Origin of the sequence: Paraburkholderia xenovorans (assembly GCF_046030735.1) — a bacterium.
GTDB lineage: Bacteria > Pseudomonadota > Gammaproteobacteria > Burkholderiales > Burkholderiaceae > Paraburkholderia > Paraburkholderia xenovorans_A.
Genome location: NZ_JAQQBV010000008.1, coordinates 45,443 through 60,312, shown reverse-complemented (window position 1 = coordinate 60,312; position 14,870 = coordinate 45,443). Strand labels below are relative to the sequence as shown.

Genomic DNA, 14,870 nt, shown 5'->3' with positions numbered 1-14,870 from the left:
CATGTCCCAGGGATTGCTCGATGCACAGAACGGCGCGCAGTCGCCGCGTAGTGGCGTCACGCGCCGCACCTTTCTTAAATTCGGCGTGACGGTAGGCGCCGCGGCCGGCGGCGGCTTGCTGCTCGGCTTCAGCCTGCCGGCGGCGAGTCAGGATCAGAAGGCCGGCAAATCGGTGATCGGCGGCGACGCGGTGGAGACGCCGCAAAGCGGCGTGTTCGCACCGAACGCGTTCATCCAGATCGACACGGCGGGCAAGGTCACGCTGGTGATGCCGAAGGTCGAGATGGGCCAGGGCGTCTATACGTCGATCCCGATGCTGATCGCCGAAGAACTCGAAGTGTCGCTCGATTCGGTCACGATCGACCACGCGCCGCCGAACGAAAAGCTTTTCATGGACCCGAACCTCGGCGGCCAGTTGACCGGCGGCTCGACGTCGATCCGTTACGCGTGGGAGCCGATGCGCAAAGCCGGCGCGACGGCGCGTACGGTATTGATCAGTGCCGCGGCGCAGCAATGGCAGGTTGACCCAGCGAGCTGCCATGCGCAGGCGGGGCAGGTGATTCACGCGGCCAGCAATCGCAGCATCGGCTACGGCCAGTTGGTGAATGCCGCCGCCGCGCTGCCCGCGCCGCAAAACGTCAAGCTGAAAGACCCGAAGGATTTCAAGCTGATCGGCACGCCGGCGAAACGTCTCGATTCGCCGGAGAAAGTGGACGGCACCGCGGTGTTCGGCCTCGACGTGCGTCTGCCCGACATGGTCTACGCGGCGATCGCGAACTGCCCGGTGTTCGGCGGCACGCTCGCGAGCGTCGACGATACCAACGCGAAGAAGATCCCGGGCGTGCGCCAGGTGATCCGTATCGACAACGCGGTCGCGGTGATCGGCGATCACACGTGGGCCGCCAAACGCGGCGTGCAGGCGCTCGCGATCAAGTGGAACGAAGGCGCGGGCGCGAACGTGTCGATGAAACAGATCGTCGGCGATCTCGCGGCCGCTTCGCAGCGCAACGGCGCAGTGGCGCGCAAGGACGGCGATGTCGGCAACGCGTTTTCCAACGCGAAAACGCGCGTCGACGCGGTGTATCAGCAGCCGTTCCTCGCGCACGCGACGATGGAGCCGATCAACTGCACGGTCCATGTGCGTGCCGACGGCTGCGATGTGTGGCTCGGCTCGCAGGTGCCCACGCGAGTGGTCGACGCAGCGGTGGCCGTGACCGGTTTGCCCGCCGACAAGATCGTCGTGCACAACCATCTGATCGGCGGCGGCTTCGGCCGGCGGCTCGAGTTCGACATGGTCACGCAGGCGGTCAAGATCGGCAAGCAACTGTCGACGCCCGTGAAGGTGGTGTGGACGCGTGAAGAAGATATTCAGCATGACATGTACCGTCCGTACTACTACGACAAGATCTCCGCCGGACTGGACGCGAACGGCAAGCCGATCGCGTGGCAGCACCGGATTGTCGGATCGTCGGTGATGGCGCGCTTCGCGCCGCCAGCCTTCAAGAACGGGCTCGATCCGGATGCGGTCGAGGTCGCGTCGGACCTGCCGTACGATCTGCCAAATCAACTGGTCGACTACGTGCGTCAGGAGCCGCACGCGGTGCCCACCGCATTCTGGCGCGGTGTGGGGCCGACGCGCGGCACGTTCGTGGTCGAGAGTTTCATCGACGAACTGGCGGCCGAGGCCAAAGTCGATCCGGTCAAATACCGTCAGAACCTGCTCGGCAAAACGCCGCGCGCGCTGAATGTGCTCAACACCGCCACGCAGGCGGCGAACTGGGGCAAGGCCGTGCCGAAGGGACAAGGGCGCGGCGTCTCGGTGATGCACGCGTTCGGCAGCTTCTTCGCGATCGTCGTCGACGTGACGGTCGACAACGGCGAAGTGGCGGTGAATCACGTGGTGTGTGCGGTCGATTGCGGAATGGTGGTGAATCCGAACACGGTCGAAGCGCAGGTGCAAGGCGGGATCATTTTCGGCATCACCGCGGCGCTCTATAGCGAGATCACGATCAAGGACGGCCGCGTCGAGCAGAACAATTTCACCGACTACCGGATGCTGCGGATCGATCAGACGCCGCCTATCGACGTGCATATCGTGAAGAGCAGCGAGGCGCCCGGCGGCATCGGCGAACCCGGCACCGCGGCGCTCGCGCCTGCTTTGACGAACGCGATTTTTGCGGCCACCGGTACGCGGCTGAGGCAATTGCCCGTCGGCAGCCAACTGCAAACCGTCTGAGCGGAGCCCGACATGAAAAATACACTGAAGGGTTTGGTCGCGGCGCTCTGTGTAGCGCTGCCGTTTTTTGCGCCGGTTACGGCTCGCGCTGCTGCGCAGTCCGCAGCCGATCCGGCGCTCGTCCAGCGCGGCGCGTATCTGGCGAAGGTCGGCGATTGCGTCGCCTGTCACACGGCGCCGAAAGGCAAGCCGTTCGCAGGCGGCCTGCCGATGACCACGCCGATGGGCAAGATCTACACGACCAACATCACACCCGATCCGCAAACCGGCATCGGCGGCTATACCGAGCAGGACTTCGCGAGAGCGATGCGCGAGGGCGTCGCGAAAGACGGCCACAACCTGTATCCGGCGATGCCGTACCCGTCCTATGCGAAGGTCAACGACGACGACATGAAAGCGCTCTACGCGTATTTCATCAGCGGCGTGGCGCCGGTGCAGCAGGCGAATCGCGAGCCGGATATCAAATGGCCGTTGAACATGCGCTGGCCGCTGAAGTTCTGGAACATGGTGTTCCTCGACAAAGGCGTGTACCAGGACAAGCCGGGTAAAGATGTAGCGTGGAATCGCGGCGCGTATCTGATTCAGGGGCTCGGACACTGCGGCTCATGCCACACGCCACGCGGCATCGCGTTCCAGGAGAAGGCGCTCGACGAAAGCGGCAGTGCGTTCCTGAGCGGCGGCGTGCTCGACGGCTGGTTCGCCGCGAATCTGACCGGCGAGCATAACGTCGGTTTGGGGCGCTGGAACGAGCAGGATCTGCAGGCGTTCCTGAAGACCGGAGCGAATCGCCACGCGTCGGCGTTCGGTTCGATGACCAGCGTGATCAACAACAGCACGCAGGGCATGAGCGACACCGACATCGCCGCGATGACGACGTATCTGAAGTCGCTGCCGCCGGTCGGCGGCAACGGTGCGCCGCCTTATAACTACGATCCGCAGGCGACCAAAGTGTCGTTGAACCGTCCCGCGAACAACGAAGGCGCGCGCGTCGACACCGCGTATTGCATGCACTGTCACGGCGTCGACGGGCGCGGTTTCGCGCCGTTGCTCGCGCCGCTGGCGGGCAATCCGAACGTGCTGGAAAAAGACGCGTCGTCGCTGATCAACGTGACGCTGAACGGCACGGAAGACATCGTGATCGGCGGCGTGCCCGCGCCGTATCCGATGCCGAAGTACGCGCCGGTGCTCAACAATCAGCAGATCGCCGACGTGCTGACCTTCGTGCGGGCCGGCTGGAATAACGGCGCGCCGGCGGTCACCGTGGATGACGTTGCGAAACTGCGCAAGTCGACGCAGGCGGCGAAGTGATCGCATCTTCCTGACTCTCGTTGCAAAAAAAGCGGCAACCGTTTTACGTCACGGTTGCCGCTTTTTCGTGGGCGCATCAGGCATCAGCCATCATGCGCGGCCGTTCACCGGTGCTGTCCCACCTTCTGCCGTTTCTCCAGCACCCGCGCGTACCACGTCAACGGGAAGCACATCGCAAAGTAGATCACCGCGACCATGCCGTAGATCGGGAACGGGCGGAACGCGGCATTGGTGATCATCGTGCCGGTCTTCGTCAGTTCGGTGAAGCCGATGATCGACGCGAGCGCGGTGCTTTTCACGACCTGCACGAGAAAACCGACCGTCGGTGCGACCGCGATCTTGCGTGCCTGCGGCCAGACGATATAGCGCAACTGCTGGCCGAACGTCATCCCGAGACTGGCTCCGGCGGCCCATTGCCCGCGCGGCACCGCCTCGACGCAGCCGCGCCAGATGTCGACCAGATAGGCGCTCGTATAAAGCGTGAGCGTGACGGCCGCCGCGACCCATGGCGACACGTCGACGCCGACCAGCGGCAGCCCGAAGAACGCGAGGAACAGTTGCATCAGCAGCGGCGTGCCCTGGAACACTTCCACGTACACGATTACCACGCGGCGCAGCCAAGGCAAAGGCGACACGCGCATCGCAAGCAGGATCAGCCCGACCACGCCGCCGCCGACAAACGCGATCAACGACAACAGCACCGTCCAGCGAGCGGCGAGCAACAGATTGCGGGCGATGTCCCACAGCGTGAATTCGACCATGATCAGCGCTCCGTCGGCAGAGTGCGGGCGCCGCGCCACATCAGGCGGTTGCGCCAATTACGCGGCGCGCTGCCGCTGTTGCCGCTGCTGCTGCCGCGTGCCGCCCGGCCCGCGAACAGTCCGCGGCCGAGCCGGTTCATCAGTTGCCGCAACACGATCGACAGCACCAGATACGTGACGGTGATGATCACGTAGCTCTCGAACGAGCGGAAGTTACGCGACTGGATGAAGTTGGCCGCATAGGTCAGATCGGGCACCGAGATTTGCGACACGACCGCCGAGCCGAGCATCACGATCAGCACCTGGCTCAATAGCGCCGGAAACACGTTGGCGATTGCCTGTGGCAGCACCACGAAGCGGAAAATCTGCCGGTGCTGCAAGCCGAGCGCCTGCGCCGCCTGCACCTGTCCGCGCGAAATCGAGTCGATGCCGGCGCGCACGATCTCGATCGCGTACGCGCCGAGATTGACGGTCATCGCCAGAATCGCGGCCTGTATTTCGTCGATATGAATGCCGACGCTCGGCAAGCCGAAGAACACGAAGAACAGTTGCACGATGAACGGCGTGTTGCGGATCACCTCCACATAACTGGCGACCAGCCAGCGCGCCCACTTTGGACCGGCCACGGCCACGCTCGCGCCTGCGATGCCGACGAGCCCGCCGAGCACCGTGGACACCGCGGTCAGCCCGAGCGTGACGGCGGCGCCGCGCACGAGCATCCCCGCATACAGGCCGAAGCCGCTGAAATCGAACGCATACGTCATGACTTGGCGCTCATCGTGAGGTCAAACTCCGGCGCGCACCGGCGTGCGGCGCGCGCAAAAAAGATCAGAGATCGGCCGGCAGCGGCGCGCGCAGCCACTTTTGCGAAATCGCGTTCATGGTGCCGTCCTTGCGAGCCCTGGCAATCGTTTCGTCGATTTTCTGCTTCAGACGCGGCTCGTTCTTGTTCAGGCCGACATGGTCCGGCGAGCTGAACAGCGAGAATTTCTGCTCCGGATCGTTCGCGGGATGCCGCGCCAGAATGGTCGCGCCGACGTCGTTGCCGACGACCATCAACTGTACCTGACCAGAAATAAACGCCGATATTGCGCCGTTAGGATCGTCGAATCTTTTGATGTTCGCGGTGGGCGGCGCGATCTTCGAGACGCTCAGGTCCTCCAGCGTGCCGCGCGCGACCGAAATCGACTTGCCGGCGAGGTCCGCGGCGTTCTTCACAGGCAGCGACTTCGGGCCGAATACGGCGAGGTAGTAGGGGGCGTACGGCTGCGAGAAGTCGATCACCTTTTCGCGTTCCGGCGTCTGACCGACTGAAAGCAGCATGTCGGCTTTGTGGTCGGTGAGATAGGCCATGCGGTTGTCGCCGGTGACCTGCACGAGTTCGACCTTCGCGTTGAGCGACTTGCCGATCAGGTTGGCGACGTCGATGTCGTAGCCCATCGGCTTCATGTCCGGGCCGATCGAGCCGAACGGCGGGTAGTCCTCGAATACGCCGATGCGCACGGTGCCTGTCTTCGCGATATTGTCGAGCGCATCGGCGTGCGCGGCGGACGGGAACCCGCACAGCGCGCCCAACGCCGTGAATGTCAGCGCGGCGGCGAGTGTGGCGAACACGCGGCGACGCGTGAGCGGGTGGGCAACGTGTGGCTGATTCATGGTCTTTCCTCTGTCGAAAACGTCGGTGCTTGTGACGCTGCCGCGCGCATCGTCTGTCTGCGCTGCCCGATCGGCGCGCGTGCGGCAGGATGGTTTGTGTGTGGATGCACTCTAGGTAGGCCAAAATCCTGCGCCAAACGAAATCTGCGCATGGAAGCCATGATTTAAGCTCATGCACTGTGCGCGCCGCACATGGCCCGCAGCAGATTCTGATCGCGTATCCTGTGGGCCTGGCGGGCGCCGCGCACATCATAGGCCCATACGCTCGCGCAATGACTTTTTCTGATTCCACGCCGGACACTTTCGATGCGTCGCCTACCGCCGCTCAATGCGCTGCAGATCTTTGAAACCGTCGCGCGCCACGGCAGCTTCACGCGTGCCGCCGACCATCTCTGCCTGACCCAGGGCGCGGTCAGCCGGCAGATTATCGCGCTCGAGGATTACTACAAATTCCCGCTCTTCAAGCGTCATGCGAAAGGCTTGACGCTGACTGCCGAAGGCGAATTGCTGCTGCCCGCGGTGAAGGAAAGTTTCGCGCGCATCGAGGAGATTTCGCTGCGCCTCACGCGCCAGCGCACCGACCTCGCGTTGAAGGTGCCGACCTGCGTGATGCGCTGGATGCTGCCGAAGATCATGCGCTTCCAGGCCGAGTATCCCGACCTGCATGTGCAGATCACCACGACCTGGCAGCACGACGTCGATTTCCAGCTCGAACCGTTCGATGCCGCGATCATCTATGGCTCGTCGCCGGGCGCGGACGTGCAGGCGGTGCCGTTGTTCGAGGAGCGTTTGACGCCGGTGTGCGCGCCCGAACTGCTGAAAGACAAACCGTTGAACGGGATCGCCGATCTCGTGCGGCACACGTTGCTGCATCCCACACGCGATCATCGCGACTGGAAGATGTGGTTGTCCCGCGTGGCCGAAGCCGGTGAGCCGCAAGCGCAGACGATCGACGCCGAACACGGCCCGAGCTTCGACACGCTCGACATGGCGACCAATGCGGCACTGCAAGGATTCGGCGTAGCGATCAGCGATCTGGCGTTGATCAACGAGGATGTCGCGGCGAGGCGTCTGGTGCGGCCGTTCGATACGGTGCTCAAGACCGGCTGGCGCTATTACTTCATCTATCCGGATTCAGCCGCGCATCAGCAGAAGCTCAATCTGTTTCGCGACTGGATTGCCGCGCATTGGGAAGAGTAGGCCGGCGCGGCCGGCCACCGCTTCAAGGCGCGAACGACAGGAACAGATACGCGGCGAACAGCGACAGATGCACCGCGCCTTGCAGGATCGTGGTGCGGCCGGTGCTGAGCGTGAGCGTGGCCACGACCAGCGTGAGCATGAGCAGCACGGTTTCCTTGCCGTCGATCCCGAGCACGAGCGGTTGTCCGGTCCACAGGAACACGCAGGCCACCGTCGGAATGGTCAGCCCGATGCTGGCGAGCGCCGAGCCGAGCGCCAGATTCATGCTGTTTTGCAGACGATCGGCGCGCGCGGCGCGCACCGCGGCGAGCCCTTCGGGCAACAGCACGAGCGCGGCGATCACGATACCGACCACGGCCGGCGGCGCGCCCGCGTTTTGCACCGCGGTTTCGACCACCGGCGACATCACCTTGGCCAGCAACACGACCGCGACCAGACACACCAGCAACAGAACCCCGCTGATGAGCGCGAGGGTGTTGGTGGGCGGCGCGGCGTGGACGTCTTCGTCGGGCACGCCGGCCAGAAAGTAATCGCGATGCCGCACGGTCTGCACGAACACGAACACGCCGTACAGCACCAGCGACGACACGCCGGCGAATGCCAGTTGCGAGCTCGACAGGAACGGTCCGACCCGCGTCGTGGTGTAGTTCGGCATCACCAGCGTCAAGACGGACAGGGACGCGAGCACGGCCAGCGCGGCCGCCGCGCCACGGCCCTGAAAATCCTGTTCGCGATGGCGGATGCCGCCCACCAGCAGGCAAATGCCCATGATGCCGTTGCAGACGATCATCACCGCGGCGAACACGGTGTCGCGAGCGAGGCCGGCTTTTTCCGGCCCGGACGTCAGCATGACCGACACGATCAGCGCGACCTCGATCACGGTGACGGCCACCGCCAGCACCAGCGTGCCGAACGGTTCGCCGACCCGATGTGCGACGACTTCCGCGTGGTGCACCGCTGTGAAGACCGCCGCGCACAGCGCCACGCCGACCAGCACGAGCAGCAGCGCATTGTCCGGCAACGCATAGGCGACGCCAAGCACGAGCCACGCGATAAACGGCGCGGCGATGGTCCAGCGGGGCAAAACGGTCGCGGATGTGGTCATTCAGGGCTTCCTTGAGTGCTGGGTGGAGGGCTGGCGTAGCGGCCTGAAGTTTTCGACGCAAGCGGACATCTAATGCATAGCGTCAACAATGCGTCCTAACGCATTAAATTGTAAGGGATATTTGTTTGGTCTGAAGTATTTTCGGACCTTTGCGCGCAGCAACGCTCGCTGTGCCTCTTCGGCTTATGCGCAACGGCCTGCTGTGCTGCATCTTAAGGGGTAGTCGCGCGGAAATGCGTGGGCAAAGTGTGGCGAGTCGTCGCTCAATGCCGGTTGCATCAAACGAACGGCGATCACGGCGACCAATACGAAAAACCGGTCATGCGGTTCCGGGCGCACCGCCATGCAGCGAGGCTGTGCGCCCGGTGCTACTGCGAAAGCGCGATAGCGCTCGATGTTGCCTGAAGTTGCTTATTGGCCGACCGGACGGATCGTCAGCGCGTTCTTCACCGACGTCACGCCGGCCACGCCCTGGGCCGCCTGGGTGGCCAGATCGACCTGCGGTTGCTCCGGCACCGAACCCGACAGCGTCACAGCACCGCCGCGTGCGCGCACGGTGACGTTGGCGATGCTCAAGCCCTTCGTCTTCGACAGCGCCGAGCGCACCTTGCGGCCCAGCGCGCGGTTGGCGCTCTTGGTCGCCTTGGCGCTGGTGGCCGACGAGTCAGTTGCCGGGGCCGTCGCATCGCTGCTTTGCGCATACGCACTGAGGGATGCCAGCACGATCAGCGCGCCGCCGACCATCTTGATTGCCTGGAATGCTTTCATTCAACTTCTCCTGTTGTCATGAATACGACGCCCCCCGGGATGAGGGCGGTGTGTTGCACCAGCGGGTACTGCGGGATCAAATCTGGATGGAGCGTTACTGCGGGTCGTGCGATTCTTGCAAACGGCTTTCTGATCAGGCGGGCGGAACGCTCGCATGCCGGCAAAGGCTGTGCTGCAGGCCGGAAACACACGATACTCCAATTAGTGCCATGGTGAAGGCACAGCGGCCATGAAGTGAGGTGTCCGAACAACGATTCGGCCGACCAAAGCAGGGCGTTGGCGTCGGTCCGCTTGATGGGGGCTTTTTGCGGCGTCTTGCGTCTTCTTGCGCGACGGGTGCTGCGTCGGCCTTGTCGTGTATTCGTGGCGTATCTCCGAAAACCTCGCGCGTCGCGCTGCCCAACACAGGTCGACAATTCCATGCCGGATCAGCCGCTTCCCATCATCCCGTTGCTTCGTGACGATTTGCCGCTCGATACGGTCGAGTTGGCGCGCTTCATGGTCGGCAAGTATCTCGTGCACGATCTGCCTGAAGGGCGCCTGAGCGGAAGAATCGTCGAAACCGAAGCGTACCCGCTCGGCGATTCGACCAGTCATGCGTTCATCGGGCGTCGTCCGCATAACGGTTCGATGTTTCTCGCGCCGGGCCACGCGTACGTGCGGTTGACGTATGGGCTTTCGTACATGCTCAACATGTCCGCCGAAGCCGAAGAGGTCGGTGCCGGAATTCTGATCCGCGCGATCGAGCCGCTGGAAGGCTTGCCGCTGATGGCATTGCGTCGGCCTGGCGTGCCGCTGCGCGACCTCGCGCGGGGGCCGGGACGGCTCACCATTGCGCTCGGCATCGACAAGTCGTTCGATGGTCGCGATCTTTGCACCGGCCGAGGCTTGTGGATCGGTTCAATGAAAACCGGCAAAAAAGCAGGGAAAGCGCCGATCGGCATCACGACACGGATCGGCTTGTCGCGTGAAATGCATCGGCCGTTGCGGTTTTTCGAACCGGGCAGCTCATTTGTCAGCGGGCCGCGTAAGTTGCTGTTGACACCGCTAGTCGACGCATCGGACGCATCGGACGCATCGGACGCATCGGACGCATCGGATGCATCGGATGCATCGGATGCATCGGATGCATCGGGCGGCCCGCAAGTTTGACCGTCGCCGGTCACGAATCGGCAAATGGATCCGGCGTGGAAGGGTTTTTGGAAACGTCAGACACAAAGCGTTACTAAGCCGACAATTATTACAGTAAAGCTGGCACTCCAATAGCATTTGCCAGTAACAATCACGCGATTCTTGCGAAAAAAACAATTATGTATATCGCGATCAAGGGTTTTCCCTTGATGATCCGACGCCTAGACTGAATTCACTCGCTTCTCACATGGTGTGGCAAGCGAAGCAAAAAAACCAAGTCTGGAGGTCAATATCATGAAGTCGCTTATCAAGGCAGTCGCCATTGCAGCCGTTCTCGCCGCCCCGGTCGCTTCGTTTGCTCAATCGAGCCAGCAACCGGTCACCCGCGCGGAAGTCCGCAATCAGTTGATCCAGTTGGAACAAGCGGGCTACAACCCGGCCACCTCGAACGATCCGACCTATCCGGCCGACGTGCAAGCCGCTGAACGCCGTGTCGATGCACAGAATCCGCCGGTCGCGCAAACGCAGGAACCGGTCGCCGATACGAGCGGCTACGGCTCCGCGACCAACGGTTCGTCGCAATCGGGTGGCGTGGTCCAGCCGATGTCGCGTCCGAAGTCGGTGTATTTCGGTAACTGATCTGAAGTAGTGGAATGTTCGACGCGCACGCTGGCCGGGGAGTCGGCCAGCGGCGAGTCGAATCACCAGGCGAAACAAGCGCTGGTTTGAAGAGATGAATATGCGCGCAGTAGGGCGCACCTGTCGAGACTTTGCAGCAAAACGATCACGAGCTTCACGCATGAGCGCGCATCGTGCGCTATCGCGTCTGGGCTGCGCGTGCCTGAGCCCGTCGTTGCGCCGCGCATGCCGCGGTCCACAATTCGAGGAACCTCCGCTGCCGCAAGGTAGCTTCGCCCAACCTTTTCGAGGATTGGGCTTTTTTTGACCCTTGCTATGGGCGCACGCCCGCGTTCAGGGCCGTTCGCCGTGAATATACGATTCGAGTTGCTGAATGGTGAATTGCTGTTCGGCGATGATGTTCTTCACGAGGTCGCCGATCGATACCATGCCGACCAGCCGTTCGTTCTCGATCACCGGCAGATGGCGCATGCGGCGTTCGGTCATCAGCGCCATGCAGTCGTCGGTAGTCTGGTCAGGACGGACGAAGCGCACCGCCTTGCTCATGATGTCGCGCACCGGCGTCGCCTTCGACGAGCGGTCCATCAGCACGATTTTGCGCGCATAGTCACGTTCGGTGACGATCCCGGCGATGCTGTCGCCCTCCGTCACGACCAATGCGCCAATGCCTTTCTCGGCCATCAGCTTGATCGCATCGTAGACGGAATCGTCGGCCTCGACGGTGAACACGGCGGTATTGGGTTTCGTTTTAAGAAGCTGTGCAACGCTTGTCATGGAGCGGCTCCGTTTCGCAGTGCAGCACGCCGGCGCGGCATGCTGTCGTGAGGGACAGGCTGTTTCAGTATAGGCGCGACGGGTCTTTGAAGAACCTCGGGAATACCTGTGGCTCCTCAAGCGTTCAATTGGATATCGGCCCCACGTGGCGATGCGACCCGTGCATCGCCACGTGGGCATCCGGTGCGTCTTGCCGATTAGCGCTAAACTCTGCGTCTGTTCACATTTGTTATCCCCGGTTCGATCGGGTTCACACAAGCACCCTTGCCCAACGCCATGCTCACGTCTCACGATCCGTCGCCTGTAACTGACGGCGCAGTCAACGGCGAATGCGTCGTTCTCGACGCTACCGCCACGCTCCCCACGCGCTACGGCACGTTTACTTCCTATGTGTTTCGCGTGGTCGAAAGCGGCGCCGAACATCTCGCGCTCGTGATGGGCGACGTCGCCAACGGAGCGTCCGTGTTGACGCGCCTGCACTCGGAGTGTCTGACCGGCGACGTGCTCGGCTCGTATCGCTGCGATTGCGGCGAACAGCTCGATCTGGCGCTGCGCTATATCGCAGCCGAAGGCTGCGGCGTGCTGCTGTATCTGCGCGGTCATGAAGGGCGCGGCATCGGCCTGTCGAACAAGATTCGCGCGTATGCATTGCAGGAGCAGGGCCGCGATACCGTCGAGGCGAATCTCGATCTCGGCCTGCCCGACGATTCGCGCGAGTACGATTCGGCGGCGGGTATTCTGCGCACGCTGAAGGTCACCTCGGTGCGTCTGATGAGCAACAATCCTGAGAAATTCGACACGCTGTCGAAGCACGGCATTCCGGTATGCGAGCGCGTCGCGCTGGCCATTCCGATGCGCGAGGAAAACGAGCGTTATATCCGTACGAAGCAGGCGAAGTTCGGTCACTACTTCGACGAGAACGAGTAATCGACCGCATGCGCGCCGGCCCGGGCGTTTTTAAAAACGTCGGGCGACGCTGAAACGTCGATTTCGACAATAGCCTGTTTGTTATATCCAGGCCGCTCCCGGCGAATCAGAACAAACCGAAATCGTCGTTGCTGTCGGGGATCGCGTTGAGTATGTCGCGCAGTGCCCGCCAGCTTATCAACCCCAGAAAACCTGTCGTGATCGCCGCTAGCCAATAGTGGGTGCGGTGGTTCACGCGCGTTTGTGGGTTTCGACGCGGCGCAATGCGTCGCGCTTCTACCGATGCTCGCAGTAATGGGCAGGTCGCCATGGCATGTCTCCGGTCGCGAGTACGGTTAGCGTGCGGCCGCGGCCGCAGTCGCGGGCGGAGCGGCGTCCGCGCGAGTCAGGATCGCAGCGAACACGTCGGCCAGCGCAGTCGCGCCGAAACGCCGCTCGCTGATCGATGTGTCGATGTCGATACGGCCCGCGTTGTGTGCATCGTAGAGATCCATGATGAGACGCGCGTGGTTGTCGCCGAGTCCCGCGCCGTGGAGCATCGCGGACCATTCTGCGCGCGGCATTGCATGGGCCGGGATCGGGCGCTGCGTCAGTTCGCCGAGCGTGCGTGCGACATCCAGTGCGCTGACGCGCGTGTCGCCTTCGATGCTCACCACTCGCGGCGATACCTTCGCCGGTCTGTCGTCGAGCAACAATTCGGCGGCCAGCAGGCCGACGTCCTGGGCGGCGACCGTCGGAAACAGCTTGTTCAGCGGATCGTGCAGACTCGGCAACACGCCTGTCGCGAGCGCGACCGGCAGCACGCGAGCCCAGTTATGCATGTGTTCCGCGGCGCGCAGAAACGTCGTGTGAGTGGGGATGGGTGAGAGTTGCGTTTCGAGGTAGTGAAACAGCGTCGTGATGCCGGTACCGCTCGCGTGTTCCGCGCCGTAGTCGGAAAGCGCGAGAAGGCGTTGCGGCGGATTTGCGTTTAACGCTTCGGCGCCGACGTCGATCATGCGGCGCATCGTGGTTGCCGGGTCGGCGTCGGCATGCGGCACGGGACACAACATCTGCACCGCGTAGGCGCCTTCGAGTGCGCGCGCGACCGAAGCCGGATCGAGCAGATCGGCAACGACGACTTCGCAGCCAATTTCGGTTAGCACTGTGCCCTGCGTGCGCTCACGCACTACAGCGCGCACTTCGCGGCCCGCCCGGCGCAATGCCGCCGCGCTCACCCGGCCTACATTTCCTGCTGCTCCAAAGATGACGAACACGTGTGGCTCCTTGTCGTATCGGTGTGTCGTCATCATAGGGACACCGGGCGCGGCAAACGCGCGGGCTCGGATCGTCGTGCGCAGATTCGGATGATTGTTTTACGGTGCGGTATGCAGGCAGATCGGCGGTGCCCGAGTCGAGTCGAGCGTGACGTAAAAAAACGCAGCACAATGCGCGTACATCATTCGCCACCGCCGGAGGACGCCCATGAATGCCGTGACACCGATACCGCAGCCGCACAGTGGCTCCCGCATTGCGTTGCGCTCCAGCAAAGCGCTGGGCTGGCAGGGCTTCGGCGCGGAGTTGGTGACTGTGTCCGCGGGGCTGCACCGGATTCCCGCACTCCAATACCATCGGATCGGCGTGCATGTCGGCGCGCCGGTCAGGGCGCGTTGTCTGTGCAACGAACGGCGCTTTGCGCGGATTCAGGCGCACGGCGATGCCGATGTGATTCCCGCGGGCCTCGAAGGGCAGTGGAGCGATGAAGCGGCCTGCACGATTTTCAGCGTGTGGATCGGTGAGGACTTTGCGAAAAAAACCTTCGAACAACTGGAGTTGAAGACGAGCGAGGCGCGGCTTCGTCCGCAATTCCAACTGCGCGATCCGCGTTTTCAACATCTGGCGTGGGCACTGCGCGCCGAACTCGAAGCCGACGACGTATCGGATCCGCTTTATGCCGAGAGCCTGTGCACGGCGATGGTCGTGCGCCTGGTCGGCCGCGCGCCGGAGATCGACAGGCTCGACGAAAAACGCCGCGTGCTCGCGCCGAAAACGGCCGCGCGCGTGATCGAGTTCATAGAAACGCATCTCGATCGGCGTCTCACACTCACTGACCTCGCCGCGCAGGCGGAACTCAGCGTGCCGCATTTCAAGGCCTTGTTTCGCGAGACGCTCGGCACGCCGGTGCATCAATACGTGGTGCGGCGGCGCGTGGAGCGTGCCCGCGCGTTGCTGCTCGAAGGCCGGCTGAGCGCAAGCCGGATTGCGCTCGATACGGGCTTTGCGCATCAGAGTCATATGGCGCACTGGATGGGGCGTTTGCTTGGGGTCACGCCGCGGGAGCTGATCAGGACAAGAGGGGCGCAGGCGTAATCGGCCGACCGTACCG

At 63.1% G+C, this 14,870-nt stretch carries 15 protein-coding genes; 7 read left to right on the top strand and 8 right to left on the bottom strand.

Annotated elements, in window-relative coordinates:
* Position 1: 1 nt before the first annotated feature.
* Both PQQ51_RS09920 and PQQ51_RS09915 read left to right on the top strand, forming a co-directional pair.
* On the top strand, positions 2–2,236 hold the full coding sequence (locus PQQ51_RS09920) for a xanthine dehydrogenase family protein molybdopterin-binding subunit (RefSeq protein ID WP_408496599.1): 2,235 nt from the start codon (positions 2–4) through the stop codon (positions 2,234–2,236).
* Positions 2,237–2,248: 12 nt separating this feature from the next.
* On the top strand, positions 2,249–3,544 hold the full coding sequence (locus PQQ51_RS09915; RefSeq protein ID WP_408496598.1) for a c-type cytochrome: 1,296 nt from the start codon (positions 2,249–2,251) through the stop codon (positions 3,542–3,544).
* Between the two features lie 104 nt (positions 3,545–3,648).
* On the opposite strand, the gene PQQ51_RS09910 is transcribed toward PQQ51_RS09915, so the two are convergent.
* The 3 genes from PQQ51_RS09910 to PQQ51_RS09900 all read right to left on the bottom strand — a co-directional run bounded on the left by PQQ51_RS09910 (position 3,649) and on the right by PQQ51_RS09900 (position 5,961).
* A complete protein-coding gene (locus PQQ51_RS09910) occupies positions 3,649–4,305 on the bottom strand; it encodes an amino acid ABC transporter permease (RefSeq protein ID WP_408496597.1) in 657 nt (218 codons plus the stop codon).
* A 2-nt stretch (positions 4,306–4,307) separates the two neighbouring features.
* Positions 4,308–5,069: an amino acid ABC transporter permease gene (locus PQQ51_RS09905; RefSeq protein WP_408496596.1), complete on the bottom strand. Its 762-nt coding sequence runs from the start codon at positions 5,067–5,069 to the stop codon at positions 4,308–4,310.
* Between the two features lie 64 nt (positions 5,070–5,133).
* Positions 5,134–5,961, bottom strand: coding sequence for a transporter substrate-binding domain-containing protein (locus PQQ51_RS09900; RefSeq protein WP_408496595.1), 828 nt, complete (start codon positions 5,959–5,961; stop codon positions 5,134–5,136).
* Positions 5,962–6,267: 306 nt separating this feature from the next.
* Here PQQ51_RS09900 and PQQ51_RS09895 point away from each other — a divergent pair, with 306 nt between their 5' ends.
* On the top strand, positions 6,268–7,161 hold the full coding sequence (locus tag PQQ51_RS09895; RefSeq protein WP_408496594.1) for a LysR substrate-binding domain-containing protein: 894 nt from the start codon (positions 6,268–6,270) through the stop codon (positions 7,159–7,161).
* A 22-nt stretch (positions 7,162–7,183) separates the two neighbouring features.
* On the opposite strand, the gene PQQ51_RS09890 is transcribed toward PQQ51_RS09895, so the two are convergent.
* Entirely contained in the window at positions 7,184–8,266 is a 1,083-nt protein-coding gene (locus PQQ51_RS09890) for a calcium:cation antiporter (protein ID WP_408496593.1), read from the bottom strand.
* 411 nt (positions 8,267–8,677) lie between these two features.
* Positions 8,678–9,034: a BON domain-containing protein gene (locus tag PQQ51_RS09885; protein WP_408496592.1), complete on the bottom strand. Its 357-nt coding sequence runs from the start codon at positions 9,032–9,034 to the stop codon at positions 8,678–8,680.
* A 420-nt stretch (positions 9,035–9,454) separates the two neighbouring features.
* Here PQQ51_RS09885 and PQQ51_RS09880 point away from each other — a divergent pair, with 420 nt between their 5' ends.
* The gene (locus PQQ51_RS09880; protein WP_408496591.1) at positions 9,455–10,186 is read left to right on the top strand and encodes a DNA-3-methyladenine glycosylase; all 732 of its coding nucleotides are present in this window, start codon (positions 9,455–9,457) and stop codon (positions 10,184–10,186) included.
* A 273-nt stretch (positions 10,187–10,459) separates the two neighbouring features.
* Complete coding sequence (locus tag PQQ51_RS09875; protein WP_408496590.1) at positions 10,460–10,804, top strand: DUF4148 domain-containing protein; 345 nt, start codon at positions 10,460–10,462, stop codon at positions 10,802–10,804.
* A 333-nt stretch (positions 10,805–11,137) separates the two neighbouring features.
* Here PQQ51_RS09875 and PQQ51_RS09870 read toward each other — a convergent pair whose 3' ends face one another.
* Positions 11,138–11,578, bottom strand: coding sequence for a CBS domain-containing protein (locus PQQ51_RS09870; RefSeq protein WP_408496589.1), 441 nt, complete (start codon positions 11,576–11,578; stop codon positions 11,138–11,140).
* A gap of 276 nt (positions 11,579–11,854) precedes the next feature.
* On the opposite strand from PQQ51_RS09870, the gene ribA reads away from it, so the two are divergent.
* Entirely contained in the window at positions 11,855–12,505 is a 651-nt protein-coding gene (ribA, locus tag PQQ51_RS09865; RefSeq protein WP_408496739.1) for a GTP cyclohydrolase II, read from the top strand.
* Between the two features lie 106 nt (positions 12,506–12,611).
* Here ribA and PQQ51_RS09860 read toward each other — a convergent pair whose 3' ends face one another.
* Positions 12,612–12,815 (bottom strand): hypothetical protein, encoded by a 204-nt coding sequence (locus PQQ51_RS09860; protein WP_408496588.1) that lies wholly within the window; start codon positions 12,813–12,815, stop codon positions 12,612–12,614.
* Between the two features lie 25 nt (positions 12,816–12,840).
* Positions 12,841–13,761 (bottom strand): NmrA family NAD(P)-binding protein, encoded by a 921-nt coding sequence (locus PQQ51_RS09855; protein WP_408496587.1) that lies wholly within the window; start codon positions 13,759–13,761, stop codon positions 12,841–12,843.
* Positions 13,762–13,969: 208 nt separating this feature from the next.
* Between PQQ51_RS09855 and PQQ51_RS09850 the strand changes: the two genes are divergently transcribed.
* Positions 13,970–14,854 carry an AraC family transcriptional regulator gene (locus PQQ51_RS09850; RefSeq protein ID WP_408496586.1) on the top strand — a complete coding sequence of 295 codons (885 nt, stop codon included), beginning with the start codon at positions 13,970–13,972 and terminating at the stop codon, positions 14,852–14,854.
* Positions 14,855–14,870 lie beyond the last annotated feature (16 nt).